Source organism: Oricola sp. (genome assembly GCF_022763245.1).
In the GTDB taxonomy this organism is placed as follows: Bacteria; Pseudomonadota; Alphaproteobacteria; order Rhizobiales; family Rhizobiaceae; genus Oricola.
Genome location: NZ_JALEGV010000029.1, coordinates 13,816 through 38,820 on the forward strand (window position 1 = coordinate 13,816; position 25,005 = coordinate 38,820).

Annotated in this window: 28 protein-coding genes; 4 read left to right on the forward strand and 24 right to left on the reverse strand. The window is 62.4% G+C overall.

What is annotated here, in order from left to right; all coding sequences use genetic code 11:
- Positions 1 to 145: 145 nt before the first annotated feature.
- Positions 146 to 1,369, forward strand: a complete 1,224-nt coding sequence (locus tag MRY80_RS12885; protein WP_293291427.1) for a bifunctional 2-C-methyl-D-erythritol 4-phosphate cytidylyltransferase/2-C-methyl-D-erythritol 2,4-cyclodiphosphate synthase — start codon at positions 146 to 148, stop codon at positions 1,367 to 1,369.
- The gene (locus MRY80_RS12890) at positions 1,366 to 1,908 is read left to right on the forward strand and encodes a CinA family protein (RefSeq protein WP_293291428.1); all 543 of its coding nucleotides are present in this window, start codon (positions 1,366 to 1,368) and stop codon (positions 1,906 to 1,908) included. The genes MRY80_RS12885 and MRY80_RS12890 overlap by 4 nt, the downstream gene beginning before the upstream one ends.
- Here the strand turns inward: MRY80_RS12890 and MRY80_RS12895 are convergent.
- From MRY80_RS12895 to MRY80_RS12965, 15 genes are all read right to left on the reverse strand, one after another.
- Positions 1,905 to 2,378, reverse strand: a complete 474-nt coding sequence (locus MRY80_RS12895; protein WP_293291429.1) for a type II toxin-antitoxin system RatA family toxin — start codon at positions 2,376 to 2,378, stop codon at positions 1,905 to 1,907. The two genes, MRY80_RS12890 and MRY80_RS12895, sit on opposite strands and share 4 nt — an antisense overlap.
- 49 nt (positions 2,379 to 2,427) lie before the next feature.
- On the reverse strand, positions 2,428 to 3,399 hold the full coding sequence (lipA, locus tag MRY80_RS12900) for a lipoyl synthase (RefSeq protein ID WP_293291430.1): 972 nt from the start codon (positions 3,397 to 3,399) through the stop codon (positions 2,428 to 2,430).
- 91 nt (positions 3,400 to 3,490) lie between these two features.
- The gene (locus MRY80_RS12905; RefSeq protein WP_293291431.1) at positions 3,491 to 3,742 is read right to left on the reverse strand and encodes a GlsB/YeaQ/YmgE family stress response membrane protein; all 252 of its coding nucleotides are present in this window, start codon (positions 3,740 to 3,742) and stop codon (positions 3,491 to 3,493) included.
- A 35-nt stretch (positions 3,743 to 3,777) separates the two neighbouring features.
- The gene (gene lpdA, locus MRY80_RS12910) at positions 3,778 to 5,223 is read right to left on the reverse strand and encodes a dihydrolipoyl dehydrogenase (protein WP_293291432.1); all 1,446 of its coding nucleotides are present in this window, start codon (positions 5,221 to 5,223) and stop codon (positions 3,778 to 3,780) included.
- Positions 5,224 to 5,311: 88 nt separating this feature from the next.
- Positions 5,312 to 5,575, reverse strand: a complete 264-nt coding sequence (locus MRY80_RS12915; RefSeq protein WP_293291433.1) for a YdcH family protein — start codon at positions 5,573 to 5,575, stop codon at positions 5,312 to 5,314.
- A gap of 75 nt (positions 5,576 to 5,650) precedes the next feature.
- On the reverse strand, positions 5,651 to 6,289 hold the full coding sequence (locus MRY80_RS12920; protein ID WP_293291434.1) for an SGNH/GDSL hydrolase family protein: 639 nt from the start codon (positions 6,287 to 6,289) through the stop codon (positions 5,651 to 5,653).
- A 15-nt stretch (positions 6,290 to 6,304) separates the two neighbouring features.
- Positions 6,305 to 6,844 (reverse strand): DUF308 domain-containing protein, encoded by a 540-nt coding sequence (locus MRY80_RS12925; protein WP_293291435.1) that lies wholly within the window; start codon positions 6,842 to 6,844, stop codon positions 6,305 to 6,307.
- A 36-nt stretch (positions 6,845 to 6,880) separates the two neighbouring features.
- Positions 6,881 to 8,248, reverse strand: coding sequence for a pyruvate dehydrogenase complex dihydrolipoamide acetyltransferase (locus MRY80_RS12930; RefSeq protein ID WP_293291436.1), 1,368 nt, complete (start codon positions 8,246 to 8,248; stop codon positions 6,881 to 6,883).
- A 13-nt stretch (positions 8,249 to 8,261) separates the two neighbouring features.
- Positions 8,262 to 9,665, reverse strand: coding sequence for a pyruvate dehydrogenase complex E1 component subunit beta (locus tag MRY80_RS12935; protein ID WP_293291437.1), 1,404 nt, complete (start codon positions 9,663 to 9,665; stop codon positions 8,262 to 8,264).
- Between the two features lie 29 nt (positions 9,666 to 9,694).
- Positions 9,695 to 9,943 carry a hypothetical protein gene (locus MRY80_RS12940; RefSeq protein WP_293291438.1) on the reverse strand — a complete coding sequence of 83 codons (249 nt, stop codon included), beginning with the start codon at positions 9,941 to 9,943 and terminating at the stop codon, positions 9,695 to 9,697.
- Between the two features lie 42 nt (positions 9,944 to 9,985).
- A complete protein-coding gene (gene pdhA / locus MRY80_RS12945) occupies positions 9,986 to 11,026 on the reverse strand; it encodes a pyruvate dehydrogenase (acetyl-transferring) E1 component subunit alpha (RefSeq protein ID WP_293291439.1) in 1,041 nt (346 codons plus the stop codon).
- A 145-nt stretch (positions 11,027 to 11,171) separates the two neighbouring features.
- Positions 11,172 to 11,480, reverse strand: coding sequence for a septum formation initiator family protein (locus MRY80_RS12950; protein WP_293291440.1), 309 nt, complete (start codon positions 11,478 to 11,480; stop codon positions 11,172 to 11,174).
- Between the two features lie 159 nt (positions 11,481 to 11,639).
- Positions 11,640 to 12,914 carry a phosphopyruvate hydratase gene (gene eno, locus MRY80_RS12955; RefSeq protein WP_293291441.1) on the reverse strand — a complete coding sequence of 425 codons (1,275 nt, stop codon included), beginning with the start codon at positions 12,912 to 12,914 and terminating at the stop codon, positions 11,640 to 11,642.
- A gap of 309 nt (positions 12,915 to 13,223) precedes the next feature.
- Positions 13,224 to 14,057, reverse strand: coding sequence for a 3-deoxy-8-phosphooctulonate synthase (gene kdsA / locus MRY80_RS12960; protein ID WP_293291493.1), 834 nt, complete (start codon positions 14,055 to 14,057; stop codon positions 13,224 to 13,226).
- On the reverse strand, positions 14,057 to 14,959 hold the full coding sequence (locus MRY80_RS12965) for a VOC family protein (protein WP_293291442.1): 903 nt from the start codon (positions 14,957 to 14,959) through the stop codon (positions 14,057 to 14,059). The genes kdsA and MRY80_RS12965 overlap by 1 nt, the downstream gene beginning before the upstream one ends.
- 107 nt (positions 14,960 to 15,066) lie before the next feature.
- Here MRY80_RS12965 and MRY80_RS12970 point away from each other — a divergent pair, with 107 nt between their 5' ends.
- The gene (locus MRY80_RS12970) at positions 15,067 to 15,495 is read left to right on the forward strand and encodes a DUF4864 domain-containing protein (RefSeq protein WP_293291443.1); all 429 of its coding nucleotides are present in this window, start codon (positions 15,067 to 15,069) and stop codon (positions 15,493 to 15,495) included.
- On the opposite strand, the gene tgt is transcribed toward MRY80_RS12970, so the two are convergent.
- The 7 genes from tgt to gyrA form a co-directional block, all read right to left on the reverse strand.
- Positions 15,492 to 16,622 (reverse strand): tRNA guanosine(34) transglycosylase Tgt, encoded by a 1,131-nt coding sequence (gene tgt / locus MRY80_RS12975; protein WP_293291444.1) that lies wholly within the window; start codon positions 16,620 to 16,622, stop codon positions 15,492 to 15,494. The genes MRY80_RS12970 and tgt overlap by 4 nt on opposite strands.
- Positions 16,619 to 17,689 carry a tRNA preQ1(34) S-adenosylmethionine ribosyltransferase-isomerase QueA gene (gene queA, locus MRY80_RS12980; RefSeq protein ID WP_293291445.1) on the reverse strand — a complete coding sequence of 357 codons (1,071 nt, stop codon included), beginning with the start codon at positions 17,687 to 17,689 and terminating at the stop codon, positions 16,619 to 16,621. Before queA ends, tgt begins: the two co-directional genes overlap by 4 nt.
- Positions 17,690 to 17,715: 26 nt before the next feature.
- On the reverse strand, positions 17,716 to 18,222 hold the full coding sequence (locus MRY80_RS12985) for a peptidylprolyl isomerase (protein WP_293291446.1): 507 nt from the start codon (positions 18,220 to 18,222) through the stop codon (positions 17,716 to 17,718).
- A gap of 35 nt (positions 18,223 to 18,257) precedes the next feature.
- Positions 18,258 to 18,800, reverse strand: a complete 543-nt coding sequence (locus MRY80_RS12990) for a peptidylprolyl isomerase (protein WP_293291447.1) — start codon at positions 18,798 to 18,800, stop codon at positions 18,258 to 18,260.
- A gap of 84 nt (positions 18,801 to 18,884) precedes the next feature.
- Positions 18,885 to 19,379 carry a pantetheine-phosphate adenylyltransferase gene (coaD, locus tag MRY80_RS12995; RefSeq protein WP_293291448.1) on the reverse strand — a complete coding sequence of 165 codons (495 nt, stop codon included), beginning with the start codon at positions 19,377 to 19,379 and terminating at the stop codon, positions 18,885 to 18,887.
- Between the two features lie 265 nt (positions 19,380 to 19,644).
- Positions 19,645 to 20,271 carry a LysE family translocator gene (locus tag MRY80_RS13000; protein WP_293291449.1) on the reverse strand — a complete coding sequence of 209 codons (627 nt, stop codon included), beginning with the start codon at positions 20,269 to 20,271 and terminating at the stop codon, positions 19,645 to 19,647.
- Between the two features lie 57 nt (positions 20,272 to 20,328).
- Positions 20,329 to 23,097 carry a DNA gyrase subunit A gene (gene gyrA / locus MRY80_RS13005; protein ID WP_293291450.1) on the reverse strand — a complete coding sequence of 923 codons (2,769 nt, stop codon included), beginning with the start codon at positions 23,095 to 23,097 and terminating at the stop codon, positions 20,329 to 20,331.
- 166 nt (positions 23,098 to 23,263) lie between these two features.
- Between gyrA and MRY80_RS13010 the strand changes: the two genes are divergently transcribed.
- The gene (locus MRY80_RS13010) at positions 23,264 to 23,890 is read left to right on the forward strand and encodes a MarC family protein (protein ID WP_293291451.1); all 627 of its coding nucleotides are present in this window, start codon (positions 23,264 to 23,266) and stop codon (positions 23,888 to 23,890) included.
- A 3-nt stretch (positions 23,891 to 23,893) separates the two neighbouring features.
- Here the strand turns inward: MRY80_RS13010 and MRY80_RS13015 are convergent, their stop codons facing one another.
- Positions 23,894 to 24,301, reverse strand: coding sequence for a hypothetical protein (locus MRY80_RS13015; RefSeq protein WP_293291452.1), 408 nt, complete (start codon positions 24,299 to 24,301; stop codon positions 23,894 to 23,896).
- 8 nt (positions 24,302 to 24,309) lie between these two features.
- Positions 24,310 to 24,813 carry a single-stranded DNA-binding protein gene (gene ssb / locus MRY80_RS13020; protein WP_293291453.1) on the reverse strand — a complete coding sequence of 168 codons (504 nt, stop codon included), beginning with the start codon at positions 24,811 to 24,813 and terminating at the stop codon, positions 24,310 to 24,312.
- Between the last annotated feature and the right edge of the window lie 192 nt (positions 24,814 to 25,005).

A 25,005-nucleotide genomic window follows, 5' to 3' on the forward strand; every position in this document is an offset into this window, starting at 1 on the left:
TTAGGCATGACTGCTCGATGCCTAAATAGTAGACATGTTGCATCGGTTGTGCAATCGGCGCGATATGCTAAAGCGGGCGAAAGCGGCTTTTTTTCGCAACCACGGCGGAATTTCCCGCGTTCAAGCTCGGAAGATGTATCGGAACTTGCAGTCAGCACGCAACCACGGCGTGATTATCGTCGCAGCCGGCAGGGGTGAACGGGCGTCCGGCCCCGGCATGGGGCCAAAGCAATACCGGCACCTTGGCGGCCGTGCGGTCATCGCCAGAACCCTCGACGCGTTTCGTGCATGGCGCTCTGAAATCCCGATTGTCGTCGTTCGTCATGCCGATGACGAGACCCTTCTGCGCGAAGCGCTCGCGGAAGAAGCCAACGGCGTACTTGTCGTCACCGGCGGGGCCACGCGGCAGGAATCGGTTCTCCGCGGCCTTGAGGCGCTGCACCGACTGGAAACCCCTCCGCAATTCGCACTCATTCACGACGCCGCCCGGCCGTTCGTGACGAATGGACTGCTCGACGCGATCTCGGCAGCGCTTGAGGAGCAGTCCGATGCGGGCGTCATTCCGGCGCTGCCTGTCGCGGAGACCATCAAATCCGCGGACCCAGCCGGTCACATCACGGCAACGGTGCCCCGCGCCGGCCTTTACCGGGCGCAGACACCGCAGGCCTTTGCGCTGGAAGACATTCTCGAGGTGCATCGCCGCGCCGCCGCAGAAGCCGGAACTGAATTCACGGACGACGCATCGCTCTATGAGTGGGCAGGCATGCCGGTGAGGATCGTGCCCGGTGACGCAGCCAACATCAAACTGACATGGCCCGGAGATTTCGAGGAGGCTGAGCGCATGCTGGCGTCGGACCAGAAACCCACGCTGCCCGACGTGCGCGTCGGCCACGGTTATGACACGCACCAGCTCGTGCCCGGTGACCATGTCACCCTTTGCGGTGTCGAGATCGCTCACGACCGCCGCCTGTCGGGCCACTCCGACGCCGATGTCGGTTTTCACGCTCTGACAGATGCGCTTCTGGCGACCGTCGGCGAAGGCGATATCGGAAGCCATTTCCCGCCAAGCGACCCGCAGTGGAAAGGCGCAGCTTCCCACATCTTCCTTTCCCATGCCGCGAAACTCGTGCGCGACGCCGGCGGTCGCATCACCCATTGCGACGTCACGCTGATTTGCGAGGCACCGAAAATAGGACCGCACCGCGACGCCATGCGCGCCTCCATCGCAAGTGTCGTCGGCATCGGTGTGGAACGTGTTTCGGTCAAGGCGACGACGAATGAGCGCATCGGTTTCATCGGTCGCGAGGAAGGCATCGTCGCGATGGCGACCGCGACCGCTGTCTTTCCCTTTGAAGGAGAAGCCCAATGAACGACAATGATGATTTCGGCACCGATGGCGACGAGGTCACCGAGCGTGTGGGCGCACTGCTCGACCTCTGCAAGCAGAAGAACATCAAGCTGGTCACAGCGGAATCCTGCACCGGCGGCCTGATCGCAGGCACGCTCACGGAGGTTGCCGGCTCGTCGGCGATGCTCGATCGTGGCTTTGTCACCTATTCGAACTCGGCGAAGACGGATCTGCTGGGCGTCGCAGAGGACATCATCGAGCGCAATGGCGCGGTGTCCAGCGAAGTCGCCGGCGCGATGGCGGAGGGTGCCCTTGCCCGGGCCGATGCCGACGTGTCCATCGCGGTTACGGGAATCGCGGGACCGGATGGCGGAACAGACCTGAAGCCGGTGGGTCTCGTCTGGTTCGGCTGTGCGGCGAGTTGGGCCCCGACATTCGTCCACAAGACCGTATTTCCGGATCATGGGCGGGCGTTTGTGCGGCAGGCGTCGGTGATGATGGCGATCGAGATATTGACAGAGACGGTCAAGCTGGCGCCGGACCCGCAGCCGGAGAGCTAGCCGGCGGCGCTTCTGCGGCCGGCTTCACCGTAGACTTCCACAGCGCGCTTCTGGAATGCCTGCGAGAACATGTGGAACGCCTTGTCGAACATGGCGCCCATCAGCAGCCCGAGCGTGCGGCTCTTGAACTCGTAGTCGATGCAGAAGCGCACGTCGCACCCGCCGTCGGCTCGCGGGTCGAATCGCCAGGTGTTGTCGAGATAGCGAAACGGCCCTTCCAGATAGGACACGTCGATCGCGCTTTCGGCCGGCTTCAGAAGCACCCGGCTGGTGAAGGTCTCGCGGATCAGCTTGTAGCCCACGGTCATGTCGGCGACGAGCAGCGTCTTGCCGTCCCGCTCGCGCCGGTCCTTGACGGTGAGCGCCTCGCACATCGGCAGAAATTCGGGATAGCGCTCGACATCAGCGACCAGATTGAACATCTGTTCGGCGCTGTGAGGAACGGGCGTGGTGTCCTGGAACTTGGGCATGGCCGACAGCTAGGTCTCCCCGGCGAGCATCGCAAGTGGCGGACCGGCCTCAGCCGGCTGCCGCAAGCCTCTTCGCGCGGTTCTCCCGCAGCCTCGCAAAATCGTCGCCCGCATGGTGCGAAGAGCGCGTCAGCGGGCTCGCCGAAACCATCAGGAAGCCCTTGGCGTAAGCCACGGTTTCGAACGACTTGAACTCATCCGGCGGCACGAAGCGGATGACCGGATGGTGCTTCTTCGTCGGCTGAAGATACTGGCCGATGGTCAGGAAGTCGACGTCGGCGCTCCTGAGGTCGTCCATCAGCTGCAGAACCTCGTTCCGCTCCTCGCCCAAGCCGACCATGATGCCGGACTTGGTGAACACGGTCGGATCGATTTCCTTCACCTGCTGCAAAAGCCGCACCGAATGGAAGTAGCGCGCGCCCGGCCGCACCGTGAGGTAGTTGGACGGCACGGTTTCCAGATTGTGATTGAACACGTCCGGCTTGGCCGCGACCACCTTCTCCAGCGCCTTCTCCTTGCGCAGGAAATCCGGCGTCAGAATTTCGATCGTGGTGCCCGGCGCCTGCTCGCGGATCGCCTGGATGACTTCGACGAAATGCTGCGCGCCGCCGTCGTCCAGATCGTCGCGATCGACGGAGGTGATGACCACGTGGGTCAGACCCATCGTCTTGACCGCATGCGCGACATTGCCCGGCTCCTGGCGGTCGAGCGCGGCGGGCTTGCCGGTGGCGACGTTGCAGAAGGCGCAGGCGCGCGTGCAGATCTCGCCCATGATCATGAAGGTGGCGTGCTTCTTGTCCCAGCACTCGCCGATGTTCGGACAACCTGCCTCTTCGCACACGGTCACGAGATTGTGCGATTTGACGATCTGCTGCGTCTCGGAATAGCCGCGCGATGTCGGCGCCTTGACGCGAATCCACTCCGGTTTGCGCATATGCACCGGCTGGTCCGGCCGATGGGCCTTTTCAGGATGACGGACCCGAGCCTTCGGATCGCCGGTCTTGTCGAGAACTGTTACCACGTCATTTCTCCGCGCTGGCCTGCTGCCAGCGCCAATTGGCATTGATCGCTATACGTAACACCGAAGTGTCTTTCTTCCAGCCGCCGGCCGCCTACTTGCGCAGCAGGCGTCCCGCATAGATGAGCAGACACGCGCCGATGAAGCCGGTGATCAGATAGGCGATCCAACCGACGCCGAGCGTCCCCAGTCCCAGAAAACCCAGGATCGCATTGAGAACGACCGCGCCGACGATGCCGAGCACGATGTTCATCATCAGGCCCATGTCGCTCTTCATGAACTTCTCGGCCAGCCATCCGGCGAAACCGCCGATGATGATCGCTGCGAGCCAACCAACTCCGTTCATCGCTCAATCTCCCTTGTGCGAGGACTGTTGCGGCATCAGGCGTTGAGCACCCGTCCATAGGCGTCCAGGACGCTTTCCTTCATCATCTCCGAAAGCGTGGGATGCGGGAAGATCGTGTGCATCAACTCTTCCTCCGTCGTCTCCAGGTTCATCGCGACGACAAAGCCCTGTATGAGTTCGGTCACTTCGGCGCCGACCATATGCGCGCCGAGGAGTTGTCCGGTCTTCTTGTCGAAGATGGTCTTGATGAGACCCTGGTCTTCGCCCAGCGCGATCGCCTTGCCATTGGCCACGAACGGGAAGCGACCGACCCGGATGTCGTAACCGGCATCCTTCGCCTTCGCTTCCGTCAATCCGACAGATGCGACCTGCGGGTGGCAGTAAGTGCACCCGGGAATCATGGACCGGTCCATCGGATGGACGCCCGGCACGCCGGCGATCTTCTCCACGCAGATGACGCCCTCATGCTCGGCCTTGTGGGCCAGCATGGGCGGGCCGGCAACGTCGCCGATCGCGTAGAGGCCTTCGACATTGGTGCGTCCGTAGCCGTCGATCACGACACAGCCGCGATCGGTCTTCACGCCCAGCGCCTCAAGGCCGATATTCTCGATATTGCCCTGCACGCCGACCGCGGAGATCAGCCGGTCGGCCTCGATGGCCTCGGTCTTGCCGTCCTTGGTCTCGACATGCGCGACCACTGAATTCGCTTTCTTGTCGACCTTCGTGACCTTGGCTTCGGTGATGATCTTGAGCCCGTGCTTCTGAAGCTGCTTGCGCGCGATGCCCGAAATCTCGGCATCTTCCACAGGCATGATCTGAGGCATCAGCTCGACGACGGTCACATCCACGCCCATGGAATTGTAGAACGAGGCGAATTCGATGCCGATCGCGCCGGAGCCCATGACCACCAGCTTCTTCGGCATTTCCTGCGGCACCATCGCCTCGAAATAGGTCCAGATCAGTTTGCCGTCCGGCTCGATGCCCGGAAGAGCGCGCGGGCGGGCACCCGTCGCCACGATGATGTGTTTCGCGGTGTAATCACCCTCGCCCTTGACGCCTTTGGGTGCCGGATGCTGCGGCTCCATCGCCTTTTTGGACGGTTTGCCGACGGTGATCTTGCCCTTGCCCGCCAGCTTGGCCTCGCCCCAGATGACGTCGATCTTGTTCTTTTTCATCAGCATGCCGACGCCGCCGTTAAGGCGCGCCGAGACGCCGCGAGAACGGTCGACCACGGCCTTGACGTCGGCGCTCACGGTGCCGTCGATGGTCAGTCCGTAATTCTTGGCGTGGGAGGCGAAGTCCATGACTTCGGCTGAGCGCAGCAAGGCCTTTGTCGGGATACAGCCCCAGTTCAGGCAAATGCCGCCGAGATGTTCGCGCTCGACGATGGCTGTCTTGAGGCCGAGCTGCGCGGACCGGATTGCTGCGACATAGCCGCCGGGACCCGATCCGATGATGATGACGTCGTAGGCATTCGACATGGGCGTTCCACTCCTGATGTCCTGCCGCGGCGGCTGTCGATGCCGCCGCGTCCTTGTTTGGGAGTGGTGCCGCCTGTCGCCGTCTCCCTTATGCGGGGTCTTCGGCGGTGGGTTCCGGCTTCACCAGCATCCCGTAAATCTCATCCTTCAGCGCGAGGCGCTGCTTGCGCATCTCCTCCATGCGAAAATCGTCGCATGGCTCGATGTTCGTTTCCGCGCGGTGAATGGCCCGGTTCAGCTCGTGATACTCGTTCGAGATCCGGTGAAAATGGCCGTCCGTTTCTCGCATATGGTGAATTTCAGCGACCAGTTCCGGGAATTCTTCCGCCAGTTCGTGCGGTGTGTGGGTCATTGCGATACCTCCAGTTTGGCTGTGATGTATCCGACCCTAAGTCTGAAGGCCAGTCCCTCCTTGATCCTTGTCAACTCAAAGCCCGAGCATCAACGAAACCACTGGCGCAAGCGCCTTTCCCAAGGCTTTTGTCTCCTCCGCGCCAAGATGAATTCCGTCGAGCGGGCTCGTTTTCGCGACCGTTGCAGCGTCGAAGAATCCGCATTCCAATTCGTCGGCCAGATCGGCGTACATCGATCCGAGCATGTGTGATTCCTCGATGCTGCGACCGAAGACCGCGCCAAAATCCGTGTGGGCGGTTTCGCAGAACGGAGGTGGCGCAACGATCAGAACATCGGGCGGCTTGCCCTGCGAAGACCACGCATGATGACGCACGAGACCGACCAGCCTCTCGATGCCTTGCTTCGCGGCGATCGCCTGGCCATGCACGGCGGGCTTCAAGTCGTTCGTGCCGAGCATGATGATGACGAGATCGAGCGGCTTGTGGCTGTCCAGCAGCGTCGGCAGCACGCGCGCGCCATTGCGGTCGCAATCGGCCAGATGGTCGTCGAAAGCCGTCGTGCGGCCGTTCAGACCCTCGGCGACGACGTCGGCCCGGCCGCCAAGCGCCTCGGCCAGGGCCACGGGCCAGCGGTTCTCGCGCTCGTGACGCGATACCGTTGCGGGGTTGTAACCCCAGGTCAGAGAATCACCGAAAGCCAGTACGGTCTTCATCTTGCCCTCCGAACCTCACATCCGCCGCAGCCCAAGGGCGACGAAGAGGAACAGCACGCCGTTTGACAGTAGCTCGACTGCCAGCAGGATCCCGAGAACGGCGGCGGCCGACCAGGGGAAATTGGCGAAGATCATCACTGCGAGCAGAACCGAAATGGCGCCCGAGAAGACTATGCCGCCCCATCCAGGGATCGGCCGTACCGCCATGCCCAACACCATCTTTGCGATGCCCGCCAACACGAGCAGCACGCCGAGCAGAAACGTCAAAGAGACCATCCCTGCCAGCGGATCGAAGATCAGTGACAGGCCGAGCAGCAATGTCACGGCGCCGAAGAGCAAAGCCCAGAAAAAGCCGCCCCACGCCCGGTCGGCGAAGGCATGCACGATCTGCACGACACCGAGAACCGCGAACATCCAGCCAAGCAGAACGACCGTGGCCATCGTCGCGACGAACGGGTTCAGCAGCGCAAGCAGACCGCCCAGAATGGAGAGGGCCGCAAGAACGGCCATCCATATCCATGTCGATCCCCTAGTGACGCCGCGCATGTCTCCCATTGACATATCCGTGCCCTCCGGCTCGCGTGCCGATCCCTAGACCAGCATGCTCATCGGGTTTTCGATGTAGCCCTTGAAGGCCGCCAGCAGTTCCGCTCCGAGCGCGCCGTCGACGCAGCGATGATCCGTCGAAAGCGTCACGGTCATCACCTGGGCAATCGCCAGTGCGCCGTCCTTGACCACCGGGCGCTGCTCGCCAGCGCCGACCGCGAGGATCGTGGCGTGCGGCGGGTTCACCACGGCCGCGAAGTCCTTCACGCCCATCATGCCCATGTTGGAGACCGCCGTGGTACCGCCCTGGTACTCCTGCGGCTGCAGCTTGCGTTCCTTCGCCCGCTTGCCCAGGTCGCGCATCTCGTTGGAAATCACCGACAGGGGCTTCATTTCGGCCTGGCGGACGATCGGCGTGATCAAACCGCCCGGGATGGAGACGGCCACGCCGACATCGGCATGCTTGTGTTTGACCATGGCCTCGTCGGTCCAGGAGACGTTGGCGTCCGGCACATCGCGCAGCGCCAGGGCCAGAGCCTTGATCACCATGTCGTTGACCGACAGCTTGTAGGCCGGACGGTCGTCCTTGCGCGGCGCCGCCGAGTTCAATTCACCACGCAGCTTCAACAGGGCGTCGAGTTGGCAATCAACCGAGACGTAGAAATGCGGGATCGTCTGCTTGGATTCCTGCAGACGCTTCGCGATCGTCTTGCGCATCCCGTCATGCTTGACCAGCTCGTAGGAGCCTTCGTCGAACAGCTTCAGCACGGCATCGGTCGAAGGACCGGACGGCATCGCAGCAGCAGGCGCCGGAGTGACAGGCGACTGATCCGGCGCAGCCGGCGCCTTGGCTCCGCCCGCGACAGCGGCTTCCACATCGCGCTTGACGACACGGCCACGCGGACCGGAACCGGAAACCGCCGTGATGTCGACGCCTTCGGCCTTCGCGATCCGGCGGGCCAACGGCGAGGCGAAAACCTTCTCGCCATCCTTCACCGGAACAGGGCCGGCCTTCACGTCATCGGAAATCGCAGCCTTCTGCGGAGCCGATTTCGGAGCATCCTTTGCCGGAGCCGGCGCGGCTTCGGCCTTCTGTTCCGGTTTCGCCTCTTCCTTCGCAGGCGACGGAGCGGCGCTACCGCCGGAAGCAGCAGCCTCGCTTGCATCCTCGCCCTCTTCGGCGAGGATCGCGATCACGGCGTTGACCTTTACGCCCTCGGAGCCTTCCGGCACCAGGATCTTGGCCACGGTTCCCTCGTCGACTGCTTCGACTTCCATGGTCGCCTTGTCGGTCTCGATCTCGGCGATGACGTCTCCGGACGAAACGGTGTCACCTTCCTTGACGAGCCACTTGGCGAGATTGCCCTCTTCCATCGTCGGGGAGAGCGCGGGCATGGTGATGTTGATCGGCATGGTCCTGTCTCCCTCAGGCCGTGTAGGTGACGGCTTTGACCGCGTCGACGACCTCGCCGACATTCGGCAGAGCCAATTTCTCGAGATTGGCCGCATAAGGCATCGGCACGTCCTTGCCGGCGATCGTGATTACCGGCGCATCGAGCCAGTCGAACGCCTCGCGCTGCACGCGGTTGGCGATGAAATCACCGACGGAACTTTGCGGGTATCCTTCCTCGACGGTGACAAGACGCCCGGTCTTCTTGACGCTCTCGATCACCGTGGGCAGATCCATCGGGCGGATCGTACGCAGGTCGATCACCTCGGCGTCGATTCCCAGACCTGCGAGCTCTTCGGCGGCTTTGATCGCGTAGGTCATGCCGATACCGAAGGACACGATCGTCACGTCATTGCCGGACTTGTGAATCCGGGCCTTGCCGATAGGCAGGACGAAATCATCCAGCTTCGGTACGTCGAAGCTCTGGCCGTAAAGGATCTCGTTTTCCAGGAAGATCACCGGGTTCGGGTCGCGGATGGCGGCCTTCAGGAGGCCCTTGGCGTCGGCCGCAGTATACGGCTGGACCACTTTCAGACCCGGAACGTGGCTGTACCACGCAGCATAATCCTGGCTGTGCTGGGCGGCGACGCGGGCTGCAGCGCCGTTCGGCCCGCGGAACACCATCGGCGCTCCCATCTGGCCACCCGACATGTAGAGCGTCTTGGCCGCCGAGTTGATGATCTGGTCGATCGCCTGCATGGCGAAGTTGAACGTCATGAATTCCACGATGGGGCGTAATCCGCTCATCGCCGCGCCGACGCCGATGCCGGCGAAGCCGTGCTCCGTGATCGGCGTGTCGACGACGCGTTTCGGCCCGAACTCGTCCAGAAGGCCCTGCGTGACCTTGTAGGCGCCCTGATACTCGGCGACTTCCTCGCCCATGACGAAGACCCCCTCGTCATTGCGCATCTCTTCAGCCATTGCGTCGCGCAGCGCTTCGCGCACCGTGGTCGAGACCATCTCCGTCCCGTCCGGAATGTCCGGATCGGCGCTGACGTCCGGCGCCTTCGGCTCGGGATGCACCTTGCCCTCGGCCGGCACGCTGCGCGCGTCCATGTCGGCAACGGCGTCGCTGCCGGACGCCGCGCTCTCGGCAGCGGCAGGAGCGGAGGCCTTGCCGATATCGTCGGCGCTCTCGCCCTCTTGCAGAAGCACGGCGATCGGCGTGTTGACCTTCACCCCTTCAGACCCCTCGGCGATCAGAATCTTGCCGATGACGCCCTCGTCAACGGCCTCGACTTCCATCGTCGCCTTGTCGGTTTCGATCTCGGCGATCACGTCGCCGGAGACGACTTCGTCGCCTTCCTTCTTGAGCCACTTGGCGAGATTCCCCTCCTCCATCGTCGGGGAAAGCGCAGGCATCAGAATCTCTACGGGCATGTTTTCCTCACCTGTTTTTATGACCGGTCCTATTGGAGCCGGAACTTGTTCCAAAACGCGACTGCCATCAGACCGACCGCCGAAGCGACGAGCGCGCCGCGCAGGGCGCGCAACCACAATGGAGCCTTGCCGAATTTGGCCTCATGCTCGAGCGCCGCACGACGGCGCTGCGAGCTGTTGTCGAGATAATCCACGATCCGTCGGGCAGAGCCGACATAAGACTTGGCGACATGCCAGAAGAACATGACGAAGAGAGCGATGACGCCCGCTGCGAGCATGTAAGTCCAGATTTCCGGCCAGCCCCGCATCGCCCTGACCGATCAGAGCAGGATGTCGGTGTAGAGCTCGGACGGATCCGGCTCGGGATCGTTCTGCGCGAAATCCGCCGCGTCGCTGACGACGTCGCGCACTTCCTTGTCGATCGCCTTCAGCGCCGCCTCGTCGGCATGGCCGAGTTCCAGCAAGCGCGCCTTGACCTGTTCGATCGGATCATGCTCGGAGCGCATTTTCTGGACTTCGTCCTTTGACCGATACTTCGCCGGATCGGACATGGAGTGTCCGCGATAGCGATAGGTCTGCATTTCAAGGATGATCGGCCCCTCGCCGGTCCGGGCATGGTCGAGCGCGAATTCCGACGCCGACTTGACCGCACGCACATCCATGCCGTCGACCTGGAAACCGGGAATGGAGAAGGACGCGCCGCGCTGCGAGAAGTCCGTCTGCGCCGAGGCGCGGCTGACGGAGGTTCCCATGGCGTAGCGGTTGTTCTCGATCACGTAGATGACCGGAAGCTTCCACAGAGCCGCCATGTTGAAGCTCTCATACACCTGGCCCTGGTTCGCAGCGCCGTCCCCGAAGAAGGTCATCGCGACCGCGCCATTCTCCTGGTACTTGTTGCCGAAGGCGAGGCCCGTGCCGAGCGACACCTGCGCGCCGACGATCCCGTGTCCCCCGTAGAAGTTCTTTTCCTTGGAGAACATGTGCATCGAGCCGCCCTTGCCCTTGGAGTATCCTCCACGTCGGCCGGTCAGCTCCGCCATCACACCGCGCGACTCCATGCCGGTCGCCAGCATGTGGCCGTGATCGCGGTACCCGGTGATGAACTGGTCGCCATCCTTCATCGCCATCTGCATGCCGGTGACGACTGCTTCCTGACCGATGTAGAGATGGCAAAACCCACCGATGAAGCCCATGCCGTAAAGCTGGCCGGCCTTCTCCTCGAAGCGGCGAATCAGCAGCATCTCGCGATACGCGTAAAGCTCATCGTCCTTGCTGAATTTGGCCGGCGGCGGGGCTTTGAAAGATGTTGCGGATTTAGCCTTCGCCGAACTGGCGGAGGCTTTCCTGGCACGCGTTGCCATGCGCTCACTCCCTCGATTTTTTCTGCGACATAAGGTAACGTAATGGCGCGACTTGGCAATGCCTAAAACTGCATGGCTGACATGCCGTAAGCATTTCAAAAGGCTTTGAAAAACCGATATTAACTGAAATTCGGTTAATCGGATATCAGTGCAGAATGACGATCTCGTTCGCTCGCGACAGGCCGAGCATTCGCCGCGCCTGCTCGTCGATCATGTCGTGTTCGAGCGAGCCGTCGCGCAGCATCGAGGTCTTCTTGTCGAGAGCGAGCCGGCGCTGTTCCAGCGAGGTGAGTTCCGCCTCCAGCGAGGCGATCTGTGTTTCGTAGCGCTGCTTGGATGCCAACCCGAGCGAGCCCGACAAGGCGTGATGCCCGAAATAGGCGAGCACGCCGCTCGCCAGAACGGGCAGGATGAAATGACGAAGCGGTGAGCGGCGGCGCTGACGGGTCCACATGATACAAAGCCCCTGAGACAGGCTTCGAACTGTAGGCCGTTTTGGTTAAGCGCCCCTAAACGCGCCGCTGACGCGATCGATGCCGTGCCGGGGCGCAGAACGACAATGCGCCGCCGGCAGGTGGCCAACGGCGCATATCCAGAGATAGGAGCAGGCGCGTTACGAACGCAGGATCGACCGTCCTGCATAGACGGCCTGCGCGCCCAGCTCTTCCTCGATGCGGATGAGCTGGTTGTACTTGGCGAGCCGATCCGAGCGCGCAAGCGAGCCGGTCTTGATCTGCCCGCAATTGGTGGCGACGGCGAGGTCGGCGATAGTCGCGTCCTCGGTTTCGCCAGAGCGGTGCGACATGACGGCCGTGTAGCCGGCCTTGTGAGCCGTCTCGACCGCATCGAGCGTTTCCGTCAGCGAGCCGATCTGGTTGACCTTCACGAGGATCGAGTTCGCGACACCCATCTTGATGCCGTCGCGCAGGCGTACGCTGTTGGTGACGAAGAGATCGTCGCCGACGAGCTGGCACTTGCCGCCGATGGCGTCTGTCATCACCTTCCAGCCTTCCCAGTCATCCTCGTGCATTCCATCCTCGATCGAGATGATCGGGTAGTTCGACACGAGATTGTCCAGATAGACGGCGTTTTCCTCAGAGCTGAGCGACTTGCCTTCACCCGCCAGTTCATACTTGCCGTCCTTGTAATATTCCGACGCGGCGCAATCGAGTGCGAGGCGCACATCGTCGCCCGGCGTATAACCGGCCGAGGAAATCGCCGACATGATGAAGTCGAGGGCTTCGGCAGTCGAGCGCAGGTTCGGCGCAAAGCCGCCTTCGTCGCCAACGCTGGTGTTGTGACCCGCCTTGTTCAAAGCCGATTTCAGCGTGTGGAAGATCTCCGTTCCCATGCGCACGGCGTCAGCAATGCTCTCCGCGCCGACCGGCATGATCATGAATTCCTGGATGTCGATCGGATTGTCGGCATGGGCGCCGCCATTGATGATGTTCATCATCGGGACCGGCAGGATGTGGGCATTCGTGCCACCGACATAGCGGTAGAGCGGCATGCCGGAGTAGATCGCGGCAGCCTTGGCCACGGCGAGCGAGACGCCGAGGATCGCGTTTGCGCCCAGCTTGCCCTTGTTGGGAGTGCCATCGAGCTCGATCATCGTCGCGTCGATCTTGGCCTGCTGCGTTGCGTCCATGCCGCCGATCGCATCGAAGATCGCGCCGTTCACAGCACCTACGGCCTTGGTGACACCCTTGCCCTTGTAGCGATCGCCGCCGTCGCGCAATTCCACCGCTTCATGCGCGCCAGTCGACGCGCCCGACGGCACCGCAGCACGACCAAGCGTGCCGTCCTCGAGCACGACGTCGACTTCCACGGTGGGGTTGCCCCGGCTGTCGAAAATCTGCCGGCCGATAATGTCCACGATAGCGCTCATGCGAAACGTCCCTTTGCCTGGAAACACGAGAGGGGTCATGCCCTCAAGGGTGCTGGAATAGCCAAGCCACTCACAAAGTCAAACGCGCTGCAAGAAGAATTTCCCGACAAATTCACGGGATGGCCGGATTTGTATCGCTCGATAGTAGCGGGCTGGGCACCGCAAGGAGAGCATGATGACGCAGCTTGCCGGCCTATTGACCTTCACCTTCATGGCCCTCAGACTGATCACATCGGTCGACTTCGGCTCCAGTCCCGTCGGACGAGAGACATCGATTCAACTGCCAGAAGAGTGATACCCTACCCGGGTTCAGTGCGATTTCGCGACCCGGTCGAAAGCCATCAACGTGTCGATCAGCCGCGGCATGTCGGCAAGCGGCACCATGTTTGGCCCATCCGACGGTGCATTGTCTGGGTCCTGATGGGTTTCGACGAATACGCCTGCAACCCCGACGGCGACCGCGGCGCGCGCCAGCGTCTCGACAAAGCGGCGCTCGCCACCCGTGGATCCACCCTGCCCGCCCGGCTGCTGTACGGAATGTGTCGCGTCAAACACCACCGGCGCTCCCGTTTCGGCCATGATCGGCAAAGACCGCATGTCGGAAACAAGCGTGTTGTAACCGAAGGAGGCTCCGCGCTCCGTGAGCAGGACATTCGGATTCCCGCCGCCGACCACCTTGGCGAGCACGTTCTTCATGTCCCACGGCGCCAGGAACTGCCCCTTCTTCACGTTGACCACGCGTCCGGTCGCCGCTGCTGCAAGCAGCAAGTCTGTCTGGCGGCAGAGAAACGCGGGAATTTGCAGGATGTCGACGACTTCAGCCAACTCGGCGCACTGGGCTTCCGAATGGACGTCGGTCAGGACAGGCAGATCGAACTCGGCCTTCAGGTCGGCGAAGACCGGCAGGGACTTCTCCAGCCCGAGGCCGCGCTTGCCGGAAAGCGAGGTTCTGTTCGCCTTGTCGAAGGACGATTTGTAGACGAGCCCGATGCGCGCAGCGTGGCACATTTCCTTCAACGCGCCGGCCATGTCGAAGGCATGTTGGCGGCTTTCCATCTGACAGGGGCCGGCGATCAGCGAAATCGGCGCGTTGTTCGCGAAGCCGACATTGCCCGCCATGACTTTGGAGTTGGGCTTCACGATCACGCTTCCTCGAACGCGAAGAAGCAGCCTTGTCCGGCCGCAGCATCGACGATCACGCGGTTGTGGATCTCGCGATGCTCCACACCATGATGATCCAGCGCCCGCCGAACTCCGGAAATGGATCTCACAGCGAATACCAGGCCCTCAAGCCGCAAGCCGCGTCCCTGGCCGGAAGCGGCGACACCAAAATAGGCAGCAAGGCCTTCCGGCGTCATGGCGTTGAGAATACCGTTTGCGGCAGCGATCTCCAAACCGAAGGAGTGCGCCTCGTCGTCCCGATTGTTGACGACTTCCTGCAGCACGTACTGGAAATCTGTCGGATTGACTTCCGACAGGACGACCTCGCGAATTCCGGTCACGCCGTTCTCGTGCTCCTGCAAGGCGGAGCGATCCACCTTCGGTTTCGTCACCGGCTCGCAGGTGAAGAAGAGCGCGTCCGGTGCGCGCGAGTCGGCGCCGAACGCAAGCAGGAACGCCGCCTTGCCGGCCTTGCCTTTGGCGCCGATGAATTTCCGCGCGAAAGTCAGCTTCTTGCCGGCCGAAAAACCCGTCTTGCGAAAGGCCTTGTGATCCCGTTTCGCGTCTTCTGTCAAGAATGCCAGGGCCGAGAAACCGTTCTCGCCACAGCGGAAGCGATAGGCCTGATCCCGCGCCGTGAAGACGTTGCCCTTCAGAGCCGTCTCTTCGCAGGTCTCGCGCTGTGCGATCGCAAGCGGTTCGATGAAGGTGCCATCGGAAAAATAGACGCAGCAGTTCTCAGTTCCGAAGGGATGAACGCCATCGGGCGCAACTGAAAAACCGAGCGCCGACAGACGGTTGCGTGCGGTAGCCAGGTCTTCGACCGGCAGAACCGCATGGTCGATGGCGCGGGCCGCGCGCGGGGTTTTGATCGCTTTCGCCATGGCCGCGAGAAGTGCACGATTTGACCGGTCCGTTCAAGCGCTTATTGCCGGCCCGCAATCGGCCCCTAGTTGCTTACCGAAAGCGCATGACACCATGGGAGGCGGCAATGCGATATCGGTTCAAACTCTTCAGCGCCATTGCGCTTGTTGTCGGCCTTGCGGCGGCATCGGCGAATGCTCAATCAAGTGACGGGCGACAGGCCCAGGACATTGTCACGCGACAACTCGAGGCGTTCCTGGCCGGCGACTTCGTACAGGCCTATTCCTACGCCTCGCCGGACATCAGGCAGATCTTTCCGACACTCGATCGTTTCATGTCCATGGTTCGCAATGGCTATCTGCCCGTGCTTCGGCCTGGCAATTACGCATTCGGACAGATGGAGCGCCTGGCCGATGGACGCATCGTCTGGGACGTGCTCATCGCCGCTCCTGACGGCTCCGATTACACCGCCGCCTATTTCATGGAGCAACAGGCCGACGGTACCTGGAAGGTGGACGCCGTCACCATGCGCAAGGGCGCGCCTGGCATGATCTAGAGAGCGGCGATGTCGCCACGCTCCCAATTGGCTTCCGTCTCGGCGCAGAAATCGGCATACCGGCCGCCTTCGATCGCATCGCGAATACCCTGCATCAGTTCCTGATAATAGTGGATATTGACCCAGGACAGCAGCATCGCGCCCAGCGTTTCACCCGATCGGATCAGGTGATGGAGATAGGCCCGCGAATAGTCCCGCGCCGCAGGGCAATTCGATTCCTCGTCGAGCGGCCGATGGTCCTCGGCGTGTCGTGCGTTCTTCAGATTGACCCGCCCGCGACGAGTGAAGGCCAGCCCGTGCCGGCCAGAGCGCGTCGGCATCACGCAATCAAACATGTCCACGCCATGAGCGACAGAGCGCAGCATGTCCTGCGGTGTTCCCACTCCCATCAGGTAGCGCGGCTTGTTGGCGGGCAGAATAGGGCATGTGGCGTCGAGCATGGCCAGCATCACGTCCTGCGGCTCGCCTACGGCCAGGCCGCCGATGGAATAGCCCTTCAGGTCCAGATCGGTGAGCGCCTTGGCCGAGGCTTCTCGCAATCTCTCGTCGTCCCCACCCTGAACAATGCCGAACATGGCCCGTTCCGGCTGATCGCCGAAGGCCGTCTTGCACCGCTCGGCCCATCGCAGCGACAGTTCCATCGCCTTGGCGATCACGTCGCGCTCCGCAGGCAGGGCGACGCATTCGTCGAGTTGCATCTGAATGTCTGATCCGAGCAGACCCTGGATCTCGATGGAGCGCTCCGGGCTCATTTCGTAACGCTTTCCATCGACATGCGACTGGAAAGTGACGCCCTGTTCGCTCATCTTGCGGAGCGACGCCAGGGACATGACCTGGAAACCGCCGGAGTCGGTCAGGATCGGCCGCGGCCAGCGAATGAATTCATGAAGGCCGCCCAGCCGGGCCACGCGCTCCGCACCGGGACGCAGCATCAGGTGATAGGTGTTGCCGAGGATGATGTCGGCGCCGCTGTCGCGCACCTGATCGAGGTACATCGCCTTGACGGTCCCGACCGTGCCGACGGGCATGAACGCGGGCGTGCGGATGTCGCCGCGTGACGTGTGCACGACCCCGCGTCGCGCGGCGCCGTCGGTGGCCAGCAGTTCGAAGGAAAAGGGTGTCGTCATGTGTCAGCCCCTTGCGGGAAGAGCAGGCATGCGTCCCCGTAGGAATAGAACCGGTAGCCGCTCTCGATCGCATGGGCATAGGCCCCGCGCATCGTCTCCAGCCCGCTGAAGGCCGAAACCAGCATGAACAGCGTCGAACGCGGCAAGTGGAAATTGGTCATCAGCGCGTCAATAGCGCGGAACCGGTAGCCGGGCGTGATGAAGATGTCCGTCGCGCCGGACCACGCCTCGATCGTTCCGTCCTCGTTCGCCGCGCTTTCGAGCAGACGCAATGACGTCGTGCCCACCGCGACGACGCGCCCGCCCCTGGCTATCGCATCGTTCAGGAACGCAGCCGTCTCCGCATCGACATGGCCGATCTCGGAATGCATGCGATGCTCGGCCGTGTCGTCGGCCTTGACCGGCAGGAACGTCCCGGCTCCGACATGCAAGGTCACGAAGCGCCTTTCAATGCCAGCTTCGTCGAGCGCGGCGAACAGCCGGTCGGTGAAATGAAGTCCCGCCGTCGGCGCGGCGACGGCGCCTTTTTCTCGAGCGTAGATCGTCTGGTAGTCCTGCCGATCGCGTTCGTCCTCGTCGCGCTTGGACGCGATATAGGGCGGCAACGGCACATGGCCCACGAGAGCAAGCGCCGCGTCAAGATCGCCGCCGGCCCGGTCGAATTGGAACTCGACCTCACCCTCCAGCCCTTTCGTTACCACCTGGGCAGAGAGCGCATGGTCGCCGGTCCCGAAATCGACCGCATCGCCGGCCTTGAGCTTCTTCGCGCCACGGACGAACGCCTTCCAGCGATCCGGTCCGGTGCGCATGTGCAAGGTCGCGCCGACCTGGGCGCGCGCGCCATCAGACCGCACGCGTTCACCTTCCAGCTGCGCAGGAATGACCTTGGTGTCGTTGAAGACGAGCACATCGCCCGCTTTCAGGAACCGCGGCAGGTCCAGAACGCCACGATCCAGAAGCTCCTCGCCCGGCCTGACGACCAGCATGCGTGCGCTGTCGCGCGGCACTGCCGGTCGCAGGGCGATGGAGGTGTCCGGCAGGTCGAAATCGAAGGCGTCAACGCGCATGGGTTTCGTTCGCCGGGAGCACGATCCTAGAGATCGGCAGCGACCTTCATGGAGACGATGGAATCGGGGTCGCGCACGGGCTCGCCGCGCTTGATCTTGTCCACATTCTCCATGCCTTCGATGACCTGTCCCCAGACCGTGTACTGGCGATCGAGGAACGAGGCGTCTTCAAAGACGATGAAGAACTGCGAATTGGCGGAATTCGGATTCTGCGCACGGGCCATGGAGCAAACCCCGCGGCCGTGATTGGCTTCGTTGAACTCGGCCGGCAGATCAGGCTTGGAAGAGCCGCCCATGCCCGCACGTGACGGATCAAAGTTCGCGCCGTTCTTGTTGCCGAAACGCACATCGCCCGTCTGAGCCATGAAACCGTCGATCACGCGGTGGAAGACAACGCCGTCATACTCGCCGCCGCGCGCGAGTTCCTTGATGCGCTCGACGTGTTTCGGCGCGAGATCCGGACGCATTTCGATCACGACAGAGCCAACCGTCGTTTCCATGACCAGGGTGTTCTCGGGGTCCTTGTAGGCCATCTGAGCCCTTTCCGTGTTTGAGTGAGTGACGTGACTTATTGCGCGTCAGCCGCGATGACAACCTTGATCATCCGATCGGGCTCCGACACCACGCCATTGTTGGCCTGCGTGCCCTTCTTGATGTTGTCGACGAATTCCATCCCGCTCTCGACCTGACCGAAGACGGTGTATTGGCCGTTGAGGAAGCTGCCTTCATCGAACATGATGAAGAACTGCGAATTGCCGGAATTGGGGTTCTGGGCCCGCGCCATGCCGACCGTGCCGCGCACGAAAGGTTCGTTGGTGAACTCTGCCGGCAGGTCCGGGAGCGCGGAGCCACCCGTTCCGGTGCGGCGTCCGTTGTATCCGTCTTCGAGGTCGCCGAACTGCACGTCGCCGGTCTGCGCCATGAAATTCGGGATCACTCGGTGGAATGCGACATTGTCGTATTGGCCTTCACGGACCAGTGTCTTGATCCGCTCGACATGGATGGGAGCGAGATCCGGACGCAACCGGATGACGACGTCGCCGTCCTTCAACGTGATGACCATCGTATTTTCCGGATCGGCCTCCTGGGCGACACCGGACGGAACAGTCATGCAAAGTCCGGCGAGAGAAAGGCAGGCAGCCATGAAGAGACGTCGCGTCGAATGCATTGCGGGATCCTCGAAATGATTGAATTCTCAGTTGAATTTCGCGCGCAGCGCGCTGTCGACGGCGGCGGGCACGAAGTGGCGTGTCTCGCCGCCCATCGACGCGATCTGGCGCACAAGTGTGGCGGTAATCGTGCGCACCGAAGGGCTGGCCGGAAAAAACACCGTTTGCAGATCGGGCGCCATCATCTCGTTCATGCCGGCCATCTGCATTTCGTAGTCAAGATCCGTGCCGTCGCGCAGCCCGCGTACCAGCGCGGTCGCCCCTTCGGACCGCGCGGCGTCGATGATCAGGCCGCTGAAGCTCGTGACGCTCACTCGCACGGGCGAAATGCCTTCTTCCTCGAGGCATTCACCGATGAGTTTCACACGTTCGTCGAAGCTGAAGAGCCCCTTCTTGCCCGGATGCGTGCCAATTGCCACGATCACACGATCAAAGACCGCGAGTGTGGCCTTCAACACGTCGATGTGGCCATTGGTGACCGGATCAAAGGACCCGCCATAGATTGCGACTTTTTCCGCCATGGCCGGAGGCTCTAACCCAGAATCGGCCACTGCGAAAGATGGCGCGGGAATTCGATGAACAATCCATTCAGCAGAGGTTCAGGCGCCGAGCCGCATCTTCCACCCTGTGAGTGAACGCACATCGCAACGGAACCCGATCTGTTTTGATGCGTTTCAACACAGGAGATAAAACAATGATCGCACTTTTCGCACTCGCCATGATGGCCCTCACCGCCGGTTTCGCTGTTCCCGCCCTGCTTCCCGCCAAGGCGGCCCGATAATCCGATCAAAACGATCGCCTGGCGGCCAGCATCCACAGCCCGCCCCCGATCAGACATGATCCGGAAACACGCTCCACGAGCCGAATGTTACGCTTGTTGAGCCAACCTCCGGTCCGACCCGCTGCAAACGCGTAGACACTGTCGCACACTGTGGCTATGACCACGAACGTTAGACCAAGACCGACTGTTTGAGCCGCAGGATTTCCGGACGCGGAAACGAATTGCGGGATGAAGGCGCCGAACAGGAATAGCGCTTTGGGGTTGGACCATATCACCGCGAAGCCCTGCCAGACATAGCCCGCGGTCGATCGCAGCTTCATCGCCGGATCGGCGTCACCCAGTGAACCGTTCGCCCGCCAGAGCTTGATTCCGAGCCAGATCAGATACAGCGCTCCGGCGACCTTCAGGAAAATGAAGGCCTCCCCCACGACCGCGACCACTGTCTTCAGCCCGACCGCGAGGATGGCGATCATCGTCAGCACGCCGACCTGCGTTCCGGCGACGTTCAGCAGTCCCGCGCGGGTGCCGGAGCGAAGTGCGTTGGCGATGATTATGGTGACGGTCGGTCCCGGCACGATGACGATCAGAAAGCTGGCGATCGCAAAGGCCAACCATGACTGCGTGTCCGACATGACGGCGCTCCCGATATGACTTGCTCGCAAAACCAAGCCATATCGGGATGATCAACGTCAATCCGCAGGGGCTTCCTCACCCGCATCGCCCTCGGCGTCGGGCTCTTCACCGCTGTCCTCAGGCTCGCGGATCCGTTCCACCGAGACGACATGTTCGCCTTCCGCGGTGTTGAAGATCGTCACGCCCTTGGTGGCGCGCGAAGCGAAACGGATGCCATCGACGGGAACTCGGATCACCTGGCCGGAATTGGCAACCAGCATGATCTGGTCGCCATCGTCGACCGGGAAGGCCGCGACGAGATCGCCGATCTCGCCGGTCTTCGAGGTGTCGGTGGCGCGGATGCCCTTGCCGCCACGCCCGGAGACCCGGAAGTCGTAGGACGATGAACGCTTGCCGTAGCCATAGGCGCTGACAGTCAGGATGAACTGCTCCTGAGCCCTGAGCGCCTCGTAGCGATCATCCGACAGATCGCCTTCTTCGGCTTCTTCGCCGACCAGGCCGACATCCTCGATCTCTTCACCGTTCATTGCGCGGCGTTCGGCGACGGAGCGCTTGAGATACGCGGCGCGCTCCCAGGCTTCGGCTTCCACGTGCCGCACAATCGACATGGAGATGATCGAATCACCCTTGCCGAGCGAAATGCCGCGCACGCCGACGGAGTTGCGGCCGGCGAAGACGCGGATGTCCGTGACCGGGAAACGGATGCACTGGCCAAGTGCCGTGGTCAGCACCACATCGTCGATTTCGGAGCACGTCGCGACATTCAGGATCTCGGCGCCGTCCTCTTCCAGCTTCATCGCGATCTTGCCGTTGCGATTGACCTGAACAAAGTCGGACAATTTGTTGCGCCGGACGGTCCCGTTGGTCGTTGAGAATATCACGTCCAGTTCGCCCCAGCTCTCCTCGTCCTCGGGCAGCGGCATGATTGTCGTGATGCGTTCGTCCTGTTCGAGCGGCAGCATGTTGCGCAGAAACTTGCCGCGTGACTGCGGCGTCCCGATCGGCAATCGCCAGACCTTCTCCTTGTAGACGATACCGCGCGAGGAGAAGAACAGGATCGGCGTGTGGGTGTTGGCCACGAACAGACGCGTGACGAAATCCTCGTCCTTCGTCGCCATTCCGGACCGCCCTTTGCCGCCGCGGCGCTGCGCACGATAGGTCTGCAGCGGCACGCGCTTGATGTAGCCCTGATGGCTGAACGTGACCACCATGTCCTCGCGCGCGATCAGGTCCTCGTCGTCCATGTCCGGGCCGCCCTCGGCCAGTTCGGTGCGACGCGGCGTGCCGAATTCGTCACGCACGGCGCCGAGTTCGTCCTTGACGATCTGCTGAATGCGCGCGCGCGACGACAGGATGTCGAGATAATCGCGAATTTCCGCGCCGATCTTGTTCAACTCGTCGGCGATCTCGTCGCGGCCGAGCGCCGTCAGACGCTGCAGTCGCAGGTCCAGAATCGCGCGGGCCTGCTCTTCGGACAACATGTAGGTGTTGTCCTCGGGGTCGATGCCATGGCGTGGATCGTCGATCAGCGCAATCAGCGGCGCGACGTCCTTTGCGGGCCAGCGCCGCGTCATCAACTGCTCGCGCGCCGTCGCCGGGTCCGGCGCATTGCGGATCAGGTGGATGATCTCGTCGATATTGGCGACGGCGATGGCGAGACCAACCAGGACATGCGCCCGTTCGCGCGCCTTGCGCAGCAGGTACTTCGTCCGCCGGCTGATGACGACCTCGCGGAAGCTCACGAAAGCGCGCAGCATGTCGAGCAGGTTCATTTGCTCGGGCTTGCCGCCATTGAGGGCCACCATGTTGGCGCCGAACGAAGTCTGAAGCGGCGTGTAGCGATACAGCTGGTTCAGTACGACGTCTGCAACCGCGTCGCGCTTCAGTTCGACGACCACCCGATAGCCCTGCCGGTCGGACTCGTCGCGAATGTCGGAGATGCCCTCGATGCGTTTCTCGCGGACCAGCTCGGCCATTTTCTCGATCATGCCGGCCTTGTTGACCTGGTACGGCACCTCGGAAATGATGATCGCTTCACGGTCGCCGGAACGCTGCTCGATATCCACCTTGCCGCGCATGATGATCGAGCCGCGCCCGGTCTCATAGGCCGACAGGATGCCGGACCGACCAAGGACGATGCCTCCGGTCGGGAAATCCGGCCCGGGAATGATCTGCATGATCTCATGAAGCGAGATCGCGGGATTGTCGATCAGCGCGACGCAGCCCTCGACGACCTCCGAGAGATTGTGCGGCGGAATATTCGTCGCCATGCCAACGGCGATACCGCCCGAACCATTGACCAGAAGGTTCGGGAAGCGCGCCGGGAGGACCTTCGGCTCGGTCTCCGACCCGTCATAGTTCTCCTGGAAGTCGACCGTCTCCTTGTCGATGTCTTCCAGCAGCTCATGCGCGACCTTCTCGAGCCGGGACTCGGTGTAGCGCATCGCGGCAGGCGGATCGCCGTCAATGGAGCCGAAATTGCCCTGGCCGTCCACAAGCGGAACCCGCAGCGACCAGTCCTGGGCCATGCGAACCATGGCGTCGTAGATCGCCGCGTCGCCATGCGGGTGATATTTACCCATGACGTCGCCGACGATGCGCGAAGACTTCACGTATTTGCGGTTCCAGTGGAAACCGCCCTCATGCATAGCGTAGAGGATGCGGCGGTGAACCGGCTTCAAGCCGTCGCGCACGTCGGGAAGCGCCCGACTCACGATCACGCTCATCGCGTAATCGAGATAGGACCGCTGCATTTCCTCCAAAATGGAGACCGGCTCGATGTCGGACCCGCCGCCCTGGCCGTCAATGGGTGTTTCGTCGTTCAACTCGGCTGCACTTCACTGTTCAGAATCATCCTTTCGAGATTAGCGCAAGCGCCTGAAAATTGCGAACATTCCACCGTCTTTTCCGGTGTATTCCCGGCCTGTCACACCGACGCACCGGCGACGCCCGGCTCTTGCCCCGCCACCCGCCCTGCTGCTACGCAAGTGCATGAGCACCGACCTGCTGATCAACGCGATCGTGACGCTGTTTGTCACGATCGATCCTCCGGGCCTCGCGCCGCTGTTTCTGGCCGTCACCGCCGGAATGAACCGGTCCGAGCGCAGCCAGGTGGCGTTGCGCGCAAGCATCATCGCCTTCGTGGTCTTCGTCGTCTTCGCCCTGGCCGGAACGCTCATCCTTTCGCTTTTCGGCATCACATTGCCCGCCTTCCGCGTGGCCGGCGGGCTCCTGCTGTTCTGGATCGCTTTCGAGATGGTGTTCGAGCGCCGCCAGGAGCGTCACGAGAACACCGCCAAGCGGGCGATCACGCAGGATGACATCCACGGCGTCGCGGTCTTCCCGCTCGCCATTCCGTTGATGGCCGGACCGGGGGCGATTTCAGCGACGATTCTTCTGTCGGGAGATTTCTCGAGCGCGCTCGATCGGGTCGCGCTGATCGCCATCCTGTTCGGGATCGTCGCGCTGACCTACGGGGTGTATCTGATTGCCGAGCGCGTAGAAGGGCTGCTCGGCGCTACCGGCCGCACCGTCCTGACGCGGCTGCTCGGCGTCATCCTGTCCGCTCTCGCCGTGCAGTTTGTGGCTGACGGCATCAAGGCGATGATCGCCGCCTGATCTCTAGCGAAGCGCGTCGAGATCGACCGTGAACTCCGCGCCGCCGAAGCCGTGCACGCTGTCATGCGCGCGAATGACAACAGCGGCGATATCGCGTGGAACGACAATGCCCGACTGCGAGCGTGTGAAGGGCTGTTCATCGACATGAGGGTGGGTCAGCACTCGCTCGCCATAGATCGCGCCGTCCGTGCCGGCGACGATCCATTTGTCGGCGTAGTGATCCCAGCCCTCGTCGGCATGGCGCACGGTGACGTCGAAACGCCATTCGCCGGCGCTCTCCCGGCGCGCCTTGGCATCGACCACATCGGCCTCGCCGGCGAATACCTGGGTCAACGAGACGAGAATGGCGGCAATCGTCACCAGCGCGATCGAGAGCGCCGCTGAGTCCGTCTTTGTTTCCCGCCGCGTCATCATTGCTCTCAGAACGGGATCTCGTCGTCCATGTCGCGAACGAAGTCGTTCCCGCCGGATGAAGACGACTGACCGCCACGGTCCTGACCGCCACCGTAACCGCCGCTGACGCGCTGCTGGCCACCGCCACCACCGCCGCCATAGGCACCCTCGCCCTCGCCACGGCCGTCAAGCATTTGCAGGTCGCCGCGGAAGCGCTGGATCACGATCTCGGTGGTGTATTTGTCCTGACCGTTCTGGTCGGTCCATTTGCGCGTCTGCAGCTGGCCCTCGACATACACCTTGGCACCCTTCTTCAGATAATTCTCCGCCACCTTGGCGAGATTCTCGTTGAAGATGACGACCCGGTGCCATTCCGTGCGCTCGCGGCGCTCGCCGGACCCCTTGTCGCGCCACTGTTCCGACGTGGCGACCGAGAGGTTGACGACCGGCTCGCCGGAATTCAGACGCCGGATATCCGGATCGGCGCCCAGGTTACCAACCAGAATGACCTTGTTCACACTGCCAGCCATGACGCCTGAACTCCCGGGATTTCATGAAACATGCGCCACCCTACAGAAGCACGCGGGGCGGCTCCACTCCGACCCGCGATGTCCACAGGGTCTTTTTGTTCTTGAAATGTTCTAGCGATTGCGCGATGCCTCTGTCAAGCGTCCGCGGGACGAGTCGGGGAAAGTCAGCAGTGCGCGGCCTCATCCCTCGAC